The 17,409-nt window shown below is 71.1% G+C and carries 16 protein-coding genes and 1 pseudogene; 1 reads left to right on the forward strand and 16 read right to left on the reverse strand.

The annotated features are described in order from the left end of the window. Positions 1-88: 88 nt before the first annotated feature. The 13 genes and pseudogenes from metK to pyrR form a co-directional block, all read right to left on the reverse strand. Positions 89-1,297 carry a methionine adenosyltransferase gene (metK, locus tag IH13_RS0115325; RefSeq protein ID WP_031084757.1) on the reverse strand — a complete coding sequence of 403 codons (1,209 nt, stop codon included), beginning with the start codon at positions 1,295-1,297 and terminating at the stop codon, positions 89-91. Positions 1,298-1,534: 237 nt separating this feature from the next. After that, on the reverse strand, positions 1,535-2,737 hold the full coding sequence (coaBC, locus tag IH13_RS0115330; RefSeq protein ID WP_031084758.1) for a bifunctional phosphopantothenoylcysteine decarboxylase/phosphopantothenate--cysteine ligase CoaBC: 1,203 nt from the start codon (positions 2,735-2,737) through the stop codon (positions 1,535-1,537). Positions 2,738-2,932: 195 nt separating this feature from the next. Next, positions 2,933-3,205 (reverse strand): DNA-directed RNA polymerase subunit omega, encoded by a 273-nt coding sequence (rpoZ, locus tag IH13_RS0115335; protein WP_003970369.1) that lies wholly within the window; start codon positions 3,203-3,205, stop codon positions 2,933-2,935. Positions 3,206-3,303: 98 nt separating this feature from the next. Next, positions 3,304-3,921: a guanylate kinase gene (gene gmk, locus IH13_RS0115340; protein ID WP_051835852.1), complete on the reverse strand. Its 618-nt coding sequence runs from the start codon at positions 3,919-3,921 to the stop codon at positions 3,304-3,306. A 38-nt stretch (positions 3,922-3,959) separates the two neighbouring features. Further along, the gene (locus tag IH13_RS0115345) at positions 3,960-4,283 is read right to left on the reverse strand and encodes an integration host factor (protein WP_014044803.1); all 324 of its coding nucleotides are present in this window, start codon (positions 4,281-4,283) and stop codon (positions 3,960-3,962) included. A gap of 243 nt (positions 4,284-4,526) precedes the next feature. Then, positions 4,527-5,366, reverse strand: coding sequence for an orotidine-5'-phosphate decarboxylase (gene pyrF / locus IH13_RS0115350; protein ID WP_031084760.1), 840 nt, complete (start codon positions 5,364-5,366; stop codon positions 4,527-4,529). Next, positions 5,363-6,472, reverse strand: coding sequence for a quinone-dependent dihydroorotate dehydrogenase (locus tag IH13_RS0115355; protein ID WP_031084761.1), 1,110 nt, complete (start codon positions 6,470-6,472; stop codon positions 5,363-5,365). The genes pyrF and IH13_RS0115355 overlap by 4 nt, the downstream gene beginning before the upstream one ends. 61 nt (positions 6,473-6,533) lie before the next feature. Further along, positions 6,534-9,843: pseudogene (gene carB / locus IH13_RS37570) on the reverse strand (carbamoyl-phosphate synthase large subunit). Then, the gene (gene carA, locus IH13_RS0115365; protein ID WP_031084762.1) at positions 9,836-10,978 is read right to left on the reverse strand and encodes a glutamine-hydrolyzing carbamoyl-phosphate synthase small subunit; all 1,143 of its coding nucleotides are present in this window, start codon (positions 10,976-10,978) and stop codon (positions 9,836-9,838) included. Before carA ends, carB begins: the two are co-directional and overlap by 8 nt. After that, positions 10,975-11,568, reverse strand: a complete 594-nt coding sequence (locus tag IH13_RS0115370; RefSeq protein ID WP_031084763.1) for a PH-like domain-containing protein — start codon at positions 11,566-11,568, stop codon at positions 10,975-10,977. Before IH13_RS0115370 ends, carA begins: the two co-directional genes overlap by 4 nt. Next, positions 11,565-12,851 carry a dihydroorotase gene (locus IH13_RS0115375; protein ID WP_031084765.1) on the reverse strand — a complete coding sequence of 429 codons (1,287 nt, stop codon included), beginning with the start codon at positions 12,849-12,851 and terminating at the stop codon, positions 11,565-11,567. Before IH13_RS0115375 ends, IH13_RS0115370 begins: the two co-directional genes overlap by 4 nt. A 2-nt stretch (positions 12,852-12,853) precedes the next feature. Further along, positions 12,854-13,837 carry an aspartate carbamoyltransferase catalytic subunit gene (locus tag IH13_RS0115380; RefSeq protein WP_031084766.1) on the reverse strand — a complete coding sequence of 328 codons (984 nt, stop codon included), beginning with the start codon at positions 13,835-13,837 and terminating at the stop codon, positions 12,854-12,856. Between the two features lie 106 nt (positions 13,838-13,943). Continuing rightward, entirely contained in the window at positions 13,944-14,528 is a 585-nt protein-coding gene (pyrR, locus tag IH13_RS0115385; RefSeq protein WP_031084769.1) for a bifunctional pyr operon transcriptional regulator/uracil phosphoribosyltransferase PyrR, read from the reverse strand. 219 nt (positions 14,529-14,747) lie between these two features. On the opposite strand from pyrR, the gene bldD reads away from it, so the two are divergent. After that, positions 14,748-15,248 (forward strand): transcriptional regulator BldD, encoded by a 501-nt coding sequence (bldD, locus tag IH13_RS0115390; protein WP_014044812.1) that lies wholly within the window; start codon positions 14,748-14,750, stop codon positions 15,246-15,248. A gap of 196 nt (positions 15,249-15,444) precedes the next feature. On the opposite strand, the gene nusB is transcribed toward bldD, so the two are convergent. The 3 genes from nusB to IH13_RS0115405 all read right to left on the reverse strand — a co-directional run. After that, positions 15,445-15,876, reverse strand: coding sequence for a transcription antitermination factor NusB (gene nusB / locus IH13_RS0115395; RefSeq protein WP_014044813.1), 432 nt, complete (start codon positions 15,874-15,876; stop codon positions 15,445-15,447). A 2-nt stretch (positions 15,877-15,878) separates the two neighbouring features. Next, positions 15,879-16,445 carry an elongation factor P gene (efp, locus tag IH13_RS0115400; RefSeq protein ID WP_028444176.1) on the reverse strand — a complete coding sequence of 189 codons (567 nt, stop codon included), beginning with the start codon at positions 16,443-16,445 and terminating at the stop codon, positions 15,879-15,881. Between the two features lie 77 nt (positions 16,446-16,522). Continuing rightward, positions 16,523-17,409 (reverse strand): M24 family metallopeptidase (locus tag IH13_RS0115405; RefSeq protein WP_031084774.1); only part of this gene is annotated, 887 nt, incomplete at its 5' end.

Genomic DNA, 17,409 nt, shown 5'->3' on the forward strand with positions numbered 1-17,409 from the left:
AGCGGCGGGGCCCTGCCGCCGCACGCACCGGGGCCCGGACACCGCCGTGCGGTGTCCGGGCCCCGGTGTACGGGAAGGCGGCGGCGGCTCAGAACCCCGCGGCCGTGCGCAGCGCGTCCACCCGGTCGGTGCGCTCCCAGGTGAAGTCGGGCAGCTCCCGGCCGAAGTGGCCGTACGCCGCGGTCTGGGCGTAGATCGGGCGGAGCAGGTCGAGGTCGCGGATGATCGCGGCCGGGCGCAGGTCGAAGACCTCACCGATCGCGTGCTCGATCTTCTCCGTGTCGACCGCGGCGGTGCCGAAGGTCTCGACGAACAGGCCCACCGGCTCGGCCTTGCCGATCGCGTAGGCGACCTGGACCTCGCAGCGGGCGGCGAGCCCGGCGGCGACCACGTTCTTGGCGACCCAGCGCATGGCGTAGGCGGCCGAGCGGTCGACCTTGGACGGGTCCTTGCCGGAGAAGGCACCGCCACCGTGGCGGGCCATGCCGCCGTAGGTGTCGATGATGATCTTGCGGCCGGTCAGGCCGGCGTCGCCCATCGGACCGCCGATCTCGAAGCGGCCCGTCGGGTTCACCAGCAGGCGGTAGCCCTCGGTGTCCAGCTTGATGCCGTCCTCGACGAGCTGCGCCAGCACGTGCTCCACGACGAACTCGCGGATGTCGGGGGCGAGCAGCGAGTCCAGGTCGATGTCGGACGCGTGCTGCGAGGAGACGACGACCGTGTCCAGGCGGAGCGCCTTGTCGCCGTCGTACTCGATGGTGACCTGGGTCTTGCCGTCGGGGCGCAGGTACGGGATCGTCCCGTTCTTGCGGACCTCGGAGAGACGGCGCGAGAGCCGGTGCGCCAGGTGGATCGGGAGCGGCATCAGCTCGGGCGTCTCGTCGCAGGCGTAACCGAACATCAGGCCCTGGTCGCCGGCGCCCTGCTTGTCGAGCTCGTCCTCGTCGCCCTCGACGCGCTTCTCGTAGGCGGTGTCGACGCCCTGCGCGATGTCCGGGGACTGGGCCCCGATGGACACCGAGACACCGCAGGAGGCTCCGTCGAAGCCCTTCTTGGAGGAGTCGTAGCCGATCTCGAGCACCTTGCTGCGCACGAGGTTGGGGATGTCTGCGTAGGCCTTGGTCGTGACCTCACCCGCGACATGCACCAGACCGGTGGTGATCAGGGTCTCGACGGCGACGCGCGAGGAGGGGTCCTCACGCAGGAGGGCGTCGAGAATCGTGTCGCTGATCTGGTCAGCGATCTTGTCGGGGTGGCCCTCGGTGACGGATTCCGAGGTGAAGAGACGGCGGGACACATCGCTCCCTGGGGTTGCAGCGGCTGCTGGCTGATCATGGGTGGACGGCCGGGAGCTGCGCCCGGCACGTCCGTCGACCAGTTTATCGGTCGCTTCCGGCGGATGGGTCACGTGTCTCGCCCCTTGGGAGCCCTGTGACCTGCGGCACTGTTGACCGCGGTACGACAATCACTCCCTCCGGGTGCGGTGACACGTGCTGGAACAGACTTCTGCCCGCCTGAGCGGCGCATAGGCAATCTAGCCCAACCGGGCCGTCACGAGGTCCCAGACCACGTCGGCGAGCGCTTCCTTCGGCCCGTACGGCACAGAGGTCTCGGAGCCGTCCGCCCCGAGCACGACCGCCTCGTTCTCCTCGGAGCCGAACGTCTTGCGCTCGCCGACCTCGTTGACGACCAGCAGATCGCAGCCCTTGCGCCGCAGTTTGGCACGGCCGTTGGCGAGGACGTCGTCGGTCTCGGCGGCGAATCCGACGACGAGCTGCCCGGGGCGGGCCCGCTCACCGGCCACCTCGGCGAGGATGTCGGGGTTGCGGACCAGCGCGACCGGCTCCGGTTCCTGGCCGTCCCTCTTCTTGATCTTCCCCGTGGCGTACGCGGCGGGCCGGAAGTCGGCGACCGCCGCCGCCATCACGACGACGTCCGCGTCGGCCGCCGCCTCCAGCACGGCCTCGCGCAGCTGGACGGCCGTCCCGGCGCGCAGGACGTCGGCACCCGCCGGGTCGGGCAGCCCGGTGTTCGCCTCGACCAGGGTCACCCTGGCCCCCCGGGCGACCGCGGTGCGCGCCAGGGCGTAGCCCTGCTTGCCGGAGGAGCGGTTGCCGAGGTAGCGGACCGGGTCCAGGGGTTCCCGGGTGCCGCCGGCGCTGATGACCACGTGGCGGCCGGCCAGGTCGGGGGCGGCGGGCCCGCGGTCCAGGACGCGGCGGCAGACCTCGAAGATCTCCCCCGGGTCGGGCAGCCGCCCCTTGCCGGTGTCCACGCCGGTGAGCCGGCCGACGGCGGGCTCGATGACGACGGCGCCGCGCCGGCGCAGCGTCGCGACGTTCTCCTGGGTGGCGGGGTGCTCCCACATCTCCGTGTGCATGGCCGGTGCGAAGACGACCGGACAGCGGGCGGTGAGCAGGGTGTTGGTGAGGAGGTCGTCGGCGAGCCCGTGGGCGGCCCTGGCGAGCACGTCGGCGGTGGCGGGGGCCACCACCACGAGGTCGGCGCCCTGGCCGATACGGACGTGCGGCACCTCGTGCACGCCGTCCCACACCTCGGTCGAGACGGGGTGGCCGGAGAGCGCGGACCAGGTGGCGGCCCCCACGAAGTTCAGGGCCGACGCGGTCGGTACGACCCGCACGTCGTGCCCGGACTCGGTCAGCCTGCGCAGCAGCTCGCACGCCTTGTAGGCGGCGATGCCCCCGCTGACCCCCAGGACGACCTTCGGCTTCTCCACTGCGTCTCCCCGCACTCGGATCTCCGTGCGCCCGGCCGGTGCACGGCGGCACCGTGACGCACGCGGTCCATGCTGCCTCACCGCGCCGCACGTCCCACGGCTGCCCCGGTCCCGGACACGCCTCAGGCCCGGCGGTCCGGCCGCCGGGCCTGAGGTGAAGGTGCGTTCTCCCGCGGGTGCGGGACACGGCTCCTGCTACTGCGCGGGGCCCTCGATGGCCTCGGAGGTCAGCAGGCCCGCGTTGATCTCGCGGAGCGCGATCGAGAGCGGCTTCTCGTGCACGTGGGTGTCGACGAGCGGACCGACGTACTCGAGGAGGCCTTCGCCGAGCTGCGAGTAGTACGCGTTGATCTGGCGCGCGCGCTTGGCGGCGTAGATCACGAGGCTGTACTTCGAGTCGGTGGCCTCGAGGAGCTCATCAATCGGCGGGTTGATGATGCCCTCGGGCGTGGTGATGGAAGAGGACACTCTCTGCCTTCCGAAGGGGATAGAGATCAAAGAGATCTTTGATCATGCTGGTTCCGCAGTGGTGCTGCTCTGCGTCCGCGGGCCGGGACCGGTGGAGGTCAGTCGACGGTGCCGGGGAGGCCGGAAGCCTGCAGCATCAACGTTAGCAGCTCGCGTGCCACGTCCTCGACGGAGGTGTTGACGAGCGTGGTGTCGAACTCGGCCTCGGCGGCCAGCTCGACCTTCGCCGCCGCGAGCCGGCGCTCGATCACGTCCGGCGCCTCGGTGCCGCGGCCGGTGAGCCGGCGCACCAGCTCCTCCCAGCTCGGCGGGGCGAGGAAGACCAGCTGCGCCTCGGGCATCGACTGGCGCACCAGCCGGGCACCCTGCAGGTCGATCTCCAGCAGCACCGGCTCGCCCGCCTCCAGGCGGTCGAGCACGGCCCGGCGCGGCGTGCCGTACCGGTTGCCCGCGAACTCGGCCCACTCCAGCAGCTCGCCGTTGGCGATCAGCTTGTCGAACTCCTCGTCGTCCACGAAGAAGTAGTGGACGCCGTTGCTTTCGCCGGGCCGGGGCTTGCGGGTCGTGGCCGACACCGAGAGCCAGACCTCGGGGTGGACCTTGCGCATATGGGCGACGACCGTGCTCTTGCCGACCCCCGAGGGGCCGGAGAGCACGGTCAGCCGCGGACGTACGTCCGGGGGTACGGGGGACGTCCCCCGGGATGTTGCAGCCATGGGGCGATTATCCAGGTTCTCAGGAGTGCCTGAGAACCTCAGGCGGCGGTACCGCCGAACTCACGCTCCAGGGATGCGATCTGGTTGGAGCCGAGACCCCGGACCCGTCGGCTCTCGGAGATGCCGAGCCGCTCCATGATCTGCTTGGCGCGGACCTTGCCCACGCCCGGCAGGGACTCCAGGAGGGCGGAGACCTTCATCTTGCCGATGACGTCGTTCTCCTGGCCCTGCTTGATGACCTCTTGGAGGGAGGCGCCGGAGTGCTTGAGTCGATTCTTGACCTCGGCCCGCTCCCGGCGAGCCGCGGCGGCCTTTTCGAGCGCGGCTGCGCGCTGTTCAGGGGTAAGGGGCGGAAGAGCCACGCCTACGTCACCTCGGATGTCGATCTGTCGGATACGGACCGGTGAGAAACCTCATGGCTCTCACCTGCTGAGCAACAGGCACGTCGTGCGCGTTGGCTCTCGACGGAGACTAGCGGCCATGGCCGCCCGAGTCAGCGAGAACAGACGAAAAGTCCTGGTCAGCCTCGACCGACCGGGACTTTTCGGTCATAACGACCCTGATTTCTGGTCAGGATTCCGTCAACCCGCCGTTACGTGGCATCGTCAGCTTTCCGAGACGGCCGTACGGACCTCTTCCGCGAACCGTCCGGCGGCTTCGCGCAGCCCTGACGCGTCCGGTCCGTGGCGCAGCACGCCCCGGCTCACGCTCGGCACCACGTTGCCCACCGAGGCGCCGAAGACGCGCGGCAGATCGGCGGGGGTCGCGCCCTGGGCGCCGATACCGGGAGCCAGCAGCGGCCCGTTGATCGCGAGGTCCGCGCCCGCGTCGCCGAGTGTGGCGCCGACCACCGCGCCCACGGAGCCGAGCGGGGCGGCCCCCGCGTTCTCGGCGGCCATGTGGTCGAGCATCACCTGGGCCAGCGACCGGCCGTCCGCGGCGGTGGCGCGCTGCACCTCGGCGCCCTCCGGGTTGGAGGTGAGGGCGAGCACGAAGACGCCCGCGCCACTGGCCGCGGCTGCGTCCAGCGCCGGACGCAGCGAGCCGAAGCCGAGGTACGGCGAGACCGTGACCGCGTCGGAGAACAGCGGGGAGTCCGTGTCGAGGTACGTGGCCGCGTAGGCGCCCATCGTGGAACCGATGTCGCCGCGCTTGGCGTCCATCAGGACGAGGGCCCCGGCGGCCCGGGCCTCCTCGACGGCCTTCTCCAGGACGGCGGTGCCGCGCGAGCCGAACCGCTCGAAGAACGCGGACTGCGGCTTGAGCACCGCGACCCGGTCGGCCAGGGCCTCCACGACGGTGCGGGTGAAGCGCTCCAGGCCGGCGACATCGTCGTTCAGGCCCCAGGAGGTGAGGAGCGAGGTGTGCGGGTCGATGCCGACGCAGAGCGGCCCGCGGGTGTCCATGGCGCGGCGCAGCCGGGCGCCGAAGGGTTCGGGGGTCACTGGGCGGCCTTCCGTGTCTCGGCGCCGACGGCCTCGGCGAGGGTGGCGTAGGGCGAGGCGGCCAGCCGGGCGGCCAGCCCCTTGTGAACGGCCCGGGCGTAGAACGGACCCTCGTAGATGAAGGCGCTGTACCCCTGGACGAGCGTGGCACCGGCGAGGATGCGCTGCCAGGCGTCCTCGGCGTTCTCCACACCCCCGACGCCGACCAGGGTCATCCGGGTGCCCACCCGGGCGTACAGGCGGCTCAGGACCGTCAGGGAGCGCTCCTTGAGGGGCGCGCCGGAGAGCCCGCCCGCCTCCTTGACCAGGGACGCGTCGGACCTCAGTCCGAGACCGTCGCGGGCGATGGTGGTGTTGGTGGCGATGATGCCGTCCAGACCCAGCTCGACGGCCAGGTCCGCGACCGCGTCGATGTCGTCGTCGGCGAGATCGGGGGCGATCTTGACGAGCAGCGGCACCCGCCGGCCGGTGACGGTCCGGTCGGCGGCCTCCCGTACGGCGCTGAGCAGCGGGCGGAGCGACTCGGTGGCCTGGAGGTCGCGCAGCCCGGGGGTGTTGGGCGAGGAGACGTTGACGACGAGGTAGTCGGCGTGGGCGGCGAGCCGTTCGGTGGACTTCACGTAGTCCGCGACGGCCTCGGCCTCCGGGACGGCCTTGGTCTTGCCGATGTTGACGCCGACCGTGGTGCGGAAGACGGGCCTGCGGGCGGCCAGGCGCTCGGCGACGGCCGCGGAACCCTCGTTGTTGAATCCCATGCGGTTGATCAGCGCCCGGTCCGCGACGAGGCGGAACAGCCGATTCTTCGGGTTGCCGGGCTGGGGCTCGCCGGTGACCGTGCCGATCTCGACGTGGTCGAAGCCGAGCATCGACATGCCGTCGATCGCGACGGCGTTCTTGTCGAAGCCTGCGGCCAGCCCGAACGGGCCGTGCATCCGCAGCCCGAACGCCTCGGTGCGCAGCTCCTCGTACCGGGGTGCGAGCGCGGCGGCGGCGAAGGTGCGCAGTACGGGGACGCGGGCCGCCAGGCGGATCCAGCGGAAGGCGAGGTGGTGGGCGCGCTCCGGGTCCATCCGCTTGAAGACCAGTTGGAAGAAGAGTTTGTACATCACGGTGTCCTCATGAAGAGGGGGACACCGTTTCCGATGTCCCCCTGGGGGCGGCGGGGCCTCAGTCGCGGGCCGCGGTCAGGCGTTTCGCGTGTTCCTGGAGGGAGCGCACGCCGACGTCCCCGTGGTGGAGCGCGTCGATGCCCTGGACGGCGGCGGCGAGCGCCTGGACCGTGGTGAGGCACGGCACGGACCGGGCGATGGCCGCGGTACGGATCTCGTAGCCGTCGAGGCGGCCTCCGGTCCCGTACGGGGTGTTGACGATGAGGTCGACCTCGCCGGAGTGGATCAGCTGGACGATGGTCTTCTCGCCGTCGGGCCCCTCGCCCTCGGACTGCTTGCGTACGAGGGTGGCGTTGATGCCGTTGCGCTTGAGGACCTCGGCGGTGCCGGAGGTGGCGAGCAGCTCGAAGCCGTGGGCGACGAGTTCGCGCGCCGGGAAGATCATCGAGCGCTTGTCGCGGTTGGCGACGGAGATGAAGGCGCGGCCCTTGGTGGGCAGCGGCCCGTAGGCGCCGGCCTGCGACTTGGCGTACGCCGTGCCGAAGGCCGAGTCGATGCCCATGACCTCGCCGGTGGAGCGCATCTCCGGGCCGAGGACCGTGTCGACGCCGCGTCCGTGGATGTCGCGGAAGCGCGACCACGGCATGACGGCCTCCTTGACGGAGATCGGCGCGTCCATCGGCAGGGTGGCCGCCGTCACCGTGCTTCGGCAGCAGCCCCTCCTCGCGCAGCTCGGCCACGGTCGCGCCCAGCGAGATGCGGGCGGCGGCCTTGGCGAGCGGGACCGCGGTGGCCTTCGAGGTGAAGGGGACGGTCCGCGAGGCGCGCGGGTTGGCCTCCAGGACGTAGAGGATGTCGCCGGAGAGCGCGAACTGGATGTTGATCAGCCCGCGGACCCCGACGCCCTTGGCGATGCCCTCGGTGGAGGCGCGCAGCCGCTTGATGTCGTAGCCGCCCAGGGTGATGGGGGGCAGGGCGCAGGCGGAGTCGCCGGAGTGGATACCGGCCTCCTCGATGTGCTCCATGACGCCGCCGAGGTACAGCTCGGTGCCGTCGTAGAGGGCGTCGACGTCGATCTCGATGGCGTCGTCGAGGAAGCGGTCGACCAGGACCGGCCGGGTGGGGCTGATCTCGGTGGACTCCTCGATGTAGGCGGCCAGCCGGGTCTCGTCGTAGACGATCTCCATGCCGCGCCCGCCGAGGACGTAGCTGGGGCGGACGAGGACCGGGTAGCCGATCTCGTCGGCGATGTCCTTGGCCTCGCGGAAGGTGGTGGCGGTGCCGTGCTTCGGGGCCGGCAGGCCCGCCTCGGCGAGCACCCGGCCGAAGGCGCCCCGGTCCTCGGCGGCGTGGATGGCCTCCGGGGAGGTGCCCACGACCGGCACGCCGTTGTCCTTGAGCGCCTGCGAGAGGCCGAGCGGGGTCTGGCCGCCGAGCTGGACGACGACACCGGCGATCGGGCCCGCGAGCGACTCGGCGTGCACGATCTCCAGCACGTCCTCCAGGGTGAGCGGCTCGAAGTAGAGCCGGTCGGAGGTGTCGTAGTCGGTGGAGACGGTCTCCGGGTTGCAGTTGACCATCACCGTCTCGTAGCCCGCGTCGCTCAGCGCGAAGGAGGCGTGGACGCAGGAGTAGTCGAACTCGATGCCCTGGCCGATGCGGTTGGGACCGGAGCCGAGGATGATCACCGCGGGCTTGGTGCGGGGCGCGACCTCGCTCTCCTCGTCGTAGGAGGAGTAGAAGTACGGCGTCTTCGCGGCGAACTCGGCGGCGCAGGTGTCGACCGTCTTGTAGACCGGGCGGACGCCGAGCGCGTGCCGGACCTCGCGGACGACGTCCTCGCGCAGACCGCGGATCCGGGCGATCTGGGCGTCGGAGAAGCCGTGCCGCTTGGCCTCGGCGAGGAGTTCGCCGTCGAGGCGCTCGGCGGAGGCCAGCTCGTCGGCGATCTCCTTGATCAGGAAGAGCTGGTCGACGAACCAGGGGTCGATCCTCGTGGCGTCGAAGACCTCCTCCTGGGTGGCGCCGGCCCGGATCGCCTGCATCACGGTGTTGATGCGCCCGTCCGTGGGGCGCACCGCGTCGGCGAGGAGGGCGGTCTTGTCGCCGGGGTCGCCGGTGAAGGCGAACTGCGAGCCCTTCTTCTCCAGGGAGCGCAGGGCCTTCTGCAGCGCCTCGGTGAAGTTGCGGCCGATCGCCATGGCCTCGCCCACCGACTTCATGGTGGTGGTGAGGGTGGAGTCGGCGGAGGGGAACTTCTCGAAGGCGAAGCGCGGGGCCTTGACCACGACGTAGTCGAGGGTCGGCTCGAAGGAGGCCGGGGTCTTCTCGGTGATGTCGTTGGGGATCTCGTCGAGCGTGTAGCCGACGGCCAGCTTGGCGGCGATCTTGGCGATCGGGAAGCCGGTGGCCTTGGACGCCAGCGCCGAGGAGCGGGAGACGCGCGGGTTCATCTCGATGACGATGATCCGGCCGTCCTGCGGGTCGACCGCGAACTGGATGTTGCAGCCGCCGGTGTCGACGCCGACCTCGCGGATGATCGCGATGCCGATGTCGCGCAGCCGCTGGTACTCACGGTCGGTGAGCGTCATCGCCGGGGCCACGGTGATGGAGTCGCCGGTGTGGACGCCCATCGGGTCGAAGTTCTCGATGGAGCAGACGACCACGACGTTGTCGTTGCGGTCGCGCATCAGCTCCAGCTCGTACTCCTTCCAGCCGAGGATGGACTCCTCCAGGAGCACCTCGGTGGTCGGGGAGAGCGTGAGGCCCTGTCCGGCGATGCGGCGCAGCTCCTCCTCGTCGTGGGCGAAGCCGGAACCGGCGCCGCCCATGGTGAAGGAGGGGCGGACGACGACGGGGTAGCCGCCGAGCGTGTCGACCCCGGCGAGGACGTCGTCCATGGAGTGGCAGATGACCGAGCGGGCGGACTCGCCGTAGCCGATCTTCTGCCTGACGGCCTCCACCACGCCCTTGAACAGGTCGCGGTCCTCGCCCTTGTTGATGGCCTCGACGTTGGCGCCGATGAGCTCGACGCCGTACTTCGTGAGGACGCCGTTCTCGTGCATGGAGATCGCGGTGTTGAGCGCGGTCTGGCCGCCGAGGGTCGGCAGCAGCGCGTCGGGGCGCTCCTTGGCGATGATCTTCTCGACGAACTCGGGGGTGATCGGCTCGACGTAGGTGGCGTCGGCGATCTCCGGGTCGGTCATGATCGTCGCGGGGTTGGAGTTCACCAGGATGACGCGCAGGCCCTCGGCCTTGAGGACGCGGCAGGCCTGGGTACCGGAGTAGTCGAACTCGGCGGCCTGTCCGATGACGATCGGGCCGGAGCCGATGACCAGGACGGACCGGATATCGGAGCGCTTAGGCACGCTGGTCCTCCATCAGGGAAACGAAGCGGTCGAAGAGGTACGCGGCGTCGTGCGGGCCGGCGGCCGCCTCGGGGTGGTACTGGACGCTGAAGGCCGGCCGGTCCAGGAGCTGGAGCCCCTCGACGACCTGGTCGTTCAGGCAGACGTGGGAGACCTCGGCGCGGCCGAAGTCGGTGTCGGACGGCTTGTCGAGGGGGGCGTCGACGGCGAAGCCGTGGTTGTGCGCGGTGACCTCGACCTTGCCGGTCGTGCGGTCCTGCACGGGCTGGTTGATGCCGCGGTGGCCGTACTTCAGCTTGTAGGTGCCGAAGCCGAGGGCGCGGCCCAGGATCTGGTTGCCGAAGCAGATGCCGAAGAGCGGGGTCCTGCGCTCCAGGACGCCCCGCATGAGGGAGACGGGGTGGTCGGCGGTGGACGGGTCGCCGGGGCCGTTGGAGAAGAAGACGCCGTCGGGCTCGACCGCGTAGACCTCCTCCAGGGTGGCGGTGGCGGGCAGGACGTGCACCTCGATGCCGCGCTCGGCCATGCGGTGCGGGGTCATGCCCTTGATGCCGAGGTCGATCGCGGCGACGGTGAACTTCTTGGTGCCGTGGGCCGGGACGACGTAGGCCTCCTTGGTGGCGACCTCGGCGGAGAGGTCGGCGCCGCTCATCTCGGGGGCCTGGCGGACCTTGGCGAGGAGGACGCCCTCGTCCTCGATCGCGTTGCCGGAGAAGATGCCGACGCGCATCGCGCCGCGCTCGCGCAGGTGGCGGGTGAGCGCGCGGGTGTCGACGCCGCTGATGCCGACGACTCCCTGGGCGGCGAGCTCCTCGTCCAGCGTGCGGCGCGAGCGCCAGTTGGAGGGGAGGCGGGCGGGGTCGCGTACGACGTACCCGGAGACCCAGATCCGCTGCGACTCGGCGTCCTCGTCGTTGACGCCGGTGTTGCCGACGTGCGGGGCGGTCATCACGACGACCTGGCGGTGGTAGGAGGGGTCGGTCAGGGTCTCCTGGTATCCGGTCATGCCGGTGGAGAACACCGCCTCGCCGAAGGTCTCCCCCACGGCCCCGTAGGCGCGGCCGCGGAAGGAGCGGCCGTCCTCCAGGACGAGTACGGCGGGAGCTCTGCCGGCTCCCCGGGTGGAGATCGTCATCGTGCGGTGCCTTCCGTAGTGCTGGTGAGGTGCGTGCCGGCGAGCCGGTCGACGGCGTCGACCCAGGCCTGGTGCTCGGCCGCGTGGTCGGAGCGGAATCCGGAGTCGATCAGCGTTCCGCCATGGGCCCAGGTGATGACCAGAAGGCCGCCCTCGGGCAGGACCTTCCCGGCGAGCGCCTTGTCGAGCCGGGCCTCGCGCAGGGCGGCGGCCGGTACGAAGAAGTCGGCCGCGCCGGGGCGTACGACGTCCAGGCCCTGTTCGGTGAGGGTGAGCTCGACCCGGCTGCGGGTGCCGAGGCCGTGGGCGACGATCCGGTCGAGCCACTGGCCCGCGGTCGTCGAGGCGTGGTAGCGGCCCCGCAGGGTGAGCAGCGGTTCGCCGTCCGCGAAGCCCTCCGGGGTGGTGGCGAGCTCGGGCAGGGCGGACTGGAGCCTTCCGCGCCACTTCCACCCCTGGCGCATCAGCCAGTAGACGAAGGCGACGAAGACGATCAGTCCGACGACCCAGCTGATGCGGGCGGACCAGTCCGTCACATCGGCCGACTTCTGCTCGGCGGCCAGTTGGTACAGGGGGTTGAGTGTTCTCACGCGAGCTTCCCGTCGACGACCGTGGCACGGCCCCGCAGGAAGGTGTGGGTCACTCGGCCCGGCAGCTCGCGCCCCTTGTACGGGGTGTTGCGGCTGCGCGAGGCGAAGCCCGCGGGGTCCACCGCTCCACGGTATGACGGATCGACCAGGGTGAGGTTGGCGGGCTCACCCGCCGAGACGGGCCGGCCGTGTCCTTCGAGCCGTCCGATGGCGGCGGGGCGGAACGACATGCGGTCGGCGACGCCCGCCCAGTCGAGCAGGCCGGTCTCCACCATGGTCTGCTGGACCACCGAGAGCGCGGTCTCCAGGCCGACCATGCCCATGGCCGCCGCCGCCCACTCGCAGTCCTTGTCCTCGTGCGGGTGCGGGGCGTGGTCGGTGGCGACGCAGTCGATGGTGCCGTCGGCGAGCGCCTCGCGCAGGGCCATGACGTCGGCCTCGGTGCGCAGCGGCGGGTTCACCTTGTAGACGGGGTCGTAGGAGCGTACGAGCTCGTCGGTGAGGAGCAGGTGGTGCGGGGTGACCTCGGCGGTGACGTCCCAGCCCTTGGACTTGGCCCAGCGGACGAGGTCCACGGAGCCGGCGGTCGACAGGTGGCAGATGTGCACCCGGGAGCCGACGTGGGCGGCGAGCAGCACGTCACGGGCGATGATCGACTCCTCGGCGACGGCGGGCCAGCCGCCGAGACCGAGCTCGGCCGAGACGACGCCCTCGTTCATCTGGGCGCCTTCGGTGAGGCGGGGCTCCTGGGCGTGCTGGGCGACGACACCGTCGAACGCCTTCACGTACTCCAGGGCGCGGCGCATGATCACCGCGTCGTCGACGCACTTGCCGTCGTCGGAGAAGACCCTCACGCCGGCGGCGGAGTCGTGCATGGCGCCGAGCTCGGCGAGCTGCTTGCCCTCCAGGCCGACGGTGACGGCGCCGACGGGCTGCACGTCGCAGTAGCCGGACTCCTTGCCGAGCCGCCAGACCTGCTCGACGACGCCGGCGGTGTCGGCGACGGGGAAGGTGTTGGCCATGGCGTGCACGGCGGTGAAGCCGCCGGCGGCGGCGGCCTTGGTGCCGGTGAGGACGGTCTCGGAGTCCTCGCGGCCGGGCTCGCGCAGGTGGGTGTGCAGGTCGACGAGGCCGGGCAGCAGGATCCGGCCGGCCGCCTCGATCACGGTGGCGTCACCGGCCTCGATGCCGGTGCCGACCTGGGCGACGGTCTCGCCGTCGATGAGGACGTCGGCCGGTTCCCCGCCGAGGATCTTCGCGCCGCGGATCAGGATCGTGCTCATGGTTACTTGTTCTCCTCAATGCGGGCGGCGGACGGCAGGGCGGTCTCGGAGCCGCCGAGCAGCAGGTACAGGACGGCCATGCGGATGGAGACACCGTTGGCGACCTGCTCGACGGCCGTGCAGCGGTCGGAGTCGGCGACCTCCGCGGTGATCTCCATGCCGCGGACCATGGGGCCGGGGTGCATGACGACGGCGTGGGCGGGCATCCGCGCCATCCGGTCGCCGTCGAGGCCGTAGCGGCGCGAGTACTCGCGCTCGGTGGGGAAGTAGGCGGCGTTCATCCGTTCGCGCTGCACCCGCAGCATCATCACGGCGTCGGACTCGGGCAGCACCGCGTCCAGGCTGTAGCTGACGTCGCACGGCCACCGCTCGACGCCCACGGGTACGAGCGTGGGCGGGGCGACCAGCGTGACGTGCGCGCCCAGCGTGTTCAGCAGGTGGACGTTGGACCGGGCGACCCGGCTGTGCAGGATGTCGCCCACGACGGTGATCCGCCGCCCGTCCAGGTCCCGGCCGAGCCCGGCGTCGGCCCCGACGAGCCTGCGACGCATGGTGAAGGCGTCCAGGAGGGCCTGGGTGGGGTGCTCGTGCGTGCCGTCCCCGGCGTTGACGACGGCACCCTCGATCCAGCCCGAGGTGGCGAGGCGGTACGGGGCTCCGGAGGCGCCGTGCCGGATGACGACGGCGTCGGCGCCCATCGCCTCCAGGGTCAGGGCGGTGTCCTTGAGGGACTCGCCCTTGGAGACGGAGGAGCCCTTGGCCGAGAAGTTGATGACGTCGGCGGAGAGGCGTTTGGCGGCGGCCTCGAACGAGATCCGGGTGCGGGTCGAGTCCTCGAAGAAGAGGTTGACGACCGTGCGGCCCCGCAGGGTGGGGAGCTTCTTGATCGGCCGGTCCGCGACCCGGGCCATCTCCTCGGCGGTGTCGAGGATCAGGACGGCGTCGTCGCGGGTGAGGTCTGCGGCCGAGATGAGGTGGCGCATCATCGGGGGGGTTCTCCGGGTGGCTGGAGGGTGTTTCACGGCGTGCGGGCGCACGGAACCCGCCGTGCGGCCCTGAGGGCCGGCGCGGGGAGGGGGCGGGGTCGGCGCGCTACTGCTCGCCGGCCGGAACGGTCTGCTGGACACCGAGCAGCACGGCGTCGCGGCCGTCCTCCTCGGCGAGCTGGACCTTGACCGTCTCCCGCAGTGACGTGGGGAGGTTCTTGCCGACGTAGTCGGCGCGGATCGGGAGTTCGCGGTGACCGCGGTCGACGAGGACCGCGAGCTGCACGGCGCGGGGCCGGCCGATGTCGCCGAGCGCGTCGAGCGCGGCGCGGATGGTGCGGCCTGAGAAGAGCACGTCGTCGACGAGGACGACGAGTCGTCCCTCGATGCCGTCGGCGGGGATGTCGGTGCGGGCGAGCGCGCGCGCGGGGCGCAGGCGCAGGTCGTCCCGGTACATCGTGATGTCGAGCGAGCCGACCGGGGTGGCGCGGCCGGTGATCTCTTCCAGCTTCGCGGCGATCCGGCGGGCGAGGAAGACCCCGCGCGTCGGGATTCCGAGCAGCACCACGTCGTCGGCGCCCTTGGCGCGTTCGACGATCTCGTGGGCGATACGGGTGAGGACCCGGGCGATGTCGGGGGCCTCGAGAACGGGCCGCGCGGTGTTGCCGGCCTGGTCGTGCTGTGCGTCCATAAGAAACGGACCTCCTTCTCCGCCTCACTGGACGGTCGTTAAAGGACGTCGGATGTACCTCCGATACGTTACCAGGGGCGGCGCGGACTCCTGGCCACGGCCCCGGGGGCCCGGGTCCCGACCTTCCGGCTTGACGCGAGCAAGTAACGCTGCGTAACCTCACAGTGAGTTACCAGCCACGCGGCCCAGCCGCAGAATGTCCAGCGTCCGGGGAGCCTTATGTCCAGCGAATACGCAAAGCAGCTCGGGGCCAAGCTCCGCGCCATCCGCACCCAGCAGGGCCTCTCCCTCCACGGCGTGGAGGAGAAGTCGCAGGGCCGCTGGAAGGCCGTCGTGGTCGGCTCGTACGAGCGCGGCGACCGCGCGGTGACCGTGCAGCGCCTCGCCGAGCTGGCGGACTTCTACGGGGTCCCGGTGCAGGAGCTCCTGCCCGGCACGACCCCCGGCGGCGCCGCCGAGCCGCCGCCGAAGCTCGTCCTGGACCTGGAGCGCCTCGCCCACGTCCCGCCGGAGAAGGCCGGGCCGCTCCAGCGTTACGCGGCGACGATCCAGAGCCAGCGCGGCGACTACAACGGCAAGGTGCTGTCGATCCGCCAGGACGACCTGCGCACCCTGGCCGTGATCTACGACCAGTCGCCGTCCGTGCTCACGGAGCAGCTGATCAGCTGGGGCGTGCTGGACGCGGACGCGCGCCGCGCCGTGGCCCACGAGGAGGGCTGAGCGGCCTCCCACGGCCGTTCCCGGACGCCGGGCAGGCGGGGTACACACCCCGGCCGCCCGGCGTTCCGTGTCTCCGGGGTCTCCGGGGCCCGCTTCCGCGTTCCTCGCCTCCGGGCCCCGGTCCGCGCTCACACCGCCGAAGGGGCCCACGGCCGGTCCGGCCGTGGGCCCCTTCGTGGGCGTACGCCACCGCGCGCTACTGCTCGCGGCGCAGATTCGCCTTGAGGTCCTTGAAGCGGGCCAGCAGGCCGTTCACGAAGGACGGGGAATCGTCCGTGGAGAACTCCTTGGCCAGCTGGACGGCCTCGTCGATCACCACGGCGTCGGGGGTCGAGTCCATCCAGATCAGCTCGTAGGCGCCGAGCCGCAGGATGCTCCGGTCGACGACCGGCATGCGGTCTATCTCCCAGTCCACCGCGTAGGTGACGATGAGGTCGTCGATGCGGTCCGCGTACTGCGCGTACCCCTCGACGAGCTCCATCGTGAACTCGCCGACCGGCGGCTGACGGTCGTCGGTCCGCGAGAGCCGCACCCAGTCCGCGAGGACCGTCTGCACGGACTCACCGCGCTGGTCTGCCTCGAAGAGGATCTGGAAGGCACGCTTGCGGGCCTTGTTACGGGCAGCCACGGTTAGCTGTTCACCCGGCCGAGGTAGTCGCCCGTACGGGTGTCGACCTTGATCTTCTCGCCGGTGGTGATGAAGAGCGGGACGCCGATCTCGTAACCGGTCTCCAGGGTGGCGGGCTTGCTGCCACCGGTGGAGCGGTCGCCCTGGACACCGGGCTCGGTGTGCTGGACCGTGAGCTCGACGGCGGCGGGCAGCTCGACGTAGAGCACCTCGCCCTCGTACTGGGCGACGGAGGCGGTGAAGCCCTCGACCAGGAAGTTGGCGGCGTCGCCGACGGCCTTGCGGTCGACCATGAGCTGGTCGTAGGTGTCCATGTCCATGAAGACGAAGTACTCGCCGTCCATGTACGAGAACTGCATGTCGCTGCGGTCGATGGTGGCCGTTTCGACCTTCACGCCGGCGTTGAACGTCTTGTCGACGGTCTTGCCGGAGAGCACGTTCTTGAGCTTGGTGCGCACGAAGGCCGGGCCCTTGCCGGGCTTGACGTGCTGGAACTCGACGACGGACCAGAGCTGGCCTCCGTCGAGCTTGAGCACCAGGCCGTTCTTGAGGTCGTTCGTGGAAGCCACGGTTGCGGAATCTCCTGGACTGAAGCTGGTGGACGGCCAAGGGACGCGCGCGTGAAGACCTCCGCGAGGACGATCTCCTAGAGCGCGAGCAGCTCCTTGGTCGTAATGGTGAGTAGCTCGGGTCCGCCGTCCGCCTCGGGGCGTACGACGAGCGTGTCATCGATCCGGACACCGCCCCGGCCCGGGAGGTGGACCCCAGGCTCGACGGTGACCGGCACGCAAGCGTCCAGTTTACCCATGGCCGCCGGTGCCAACTGCGGGTCCTCGTCGATTTCCAGTCCGACCCCGTGCCCCGTGGCGGCCGGAAGCCCGTCGGTGTGGCCCGCGGAGTCCAGGAGATGGCGGGCCGCGTGGTCCACGTCGCGGTAGGCGGCTCCGGGCACCAGGGCCTCCCGTCCGGCCCGCTGAGCGGCGAAAACGAGGTCGTAGAGCTCGATCTGCCAGTCCGCGGGGGCGGTGCCGATGACGAACGTCCGCCCGATCTCGCACCGGTAGCCCCGGTAGTTGGCGCCGAGGCAGACCGAGAGGAAATCCCCTTCCTCGACCCTGCGGTCGGTGGGCCGGTGGCGCCCCTGGCCCGAGTGCGGGCCGGTGCCCACGGAGGTGGCGAAGGCCGGTCCGTCCGCGCCGTGGTCCACCAGACGGCGCTCCAGCTCCAGCGCGAGGTGGCGTTCGGTGCGGCCCACCAGGATGGATTCGAGGAGTTCGCCCAGTGCCTGGTCGGTGATCTCCGCGGCGATCCGCAGACAGGCGATCTCCTCCTCGTCCTTGACCAGCCGCAGCTGCTCCACCGCGGTGCCCAGGTTTGCCAGGCGCAGACCGGGGGCGACCGAGGACATGGCCCGGTGGCGGGAGACCGTCAGGTCGTGTTCCTCGACGGCCAGGCCGTCCGCGTCCAGGCCGAGCGCGAGGCCGGCGGCGGTGACGACCGGGTCGCCGCCACCGGGCAGGACGTCCACCCGCA

The organism is Streptomyces sp. NRRL WC-3549 (assembly GCF_000721935.1).
Lineage (GTDB): Bacteria > Actinomycetota > Actinomycetes > Streptomycetales > Streptomycetaceae > Streptomyces.

What these genes read in the sequence shown, in the direction of transcription:
- IH13_RS0115380 (WP_031084766.1), bottom strand. Translation starts at nt 13,837, where the DNA reads ATGATGCGCCACCTCATCTCGGCCGCAGACCTCACCCGCGACGACGCC.
- gmk (WP_051835852.1), bottom strand. Translation starts at nt 3,921, where the DNA reads ATGGCTGCAACATCCCGGGGGACGTCCCCCGTACCCCCGGACGTACGT.
- pyrR (WP_031084769.1), bottom strand. Translation starts at nt 14,528, where the DNA reads ATGGACGCACAGCACGACCAGGCCGGCAACACCGCGCGGCCCGTTCTC.
- IH13_RS0115355 (WP_031084761.1), bottom strand. Translation starts at nt 6,472, where the DNA reads ATGTACAAACTCTTCTTCCAACTGGTCTTCAAGCGGATGGACCCGGAG.
- carA (WP_031084762.1), bottom strand. Translation starts at nt 10,978, where the DNA reads ATGACGATCTCCACCCGGGGAGCCGGCAGAGCTCCCGCCGTACTCGTC.
- bldD (WP_014044812.1), top strand. Translation starts at nt 14,748, where the DNA reads ATGTCCAGCGAATACGCAAAGCAGCTCGGGGCCAAGCTCCGCGCCATC.
- IH13_RS0115375 (WP_031084765.1), bottom strand. Translation starts at nt 12,851, where the DNA reads ATGAGCACGATCCTGATCCGCGGCGCGAAGATCCTCGGCGGGGAACCG.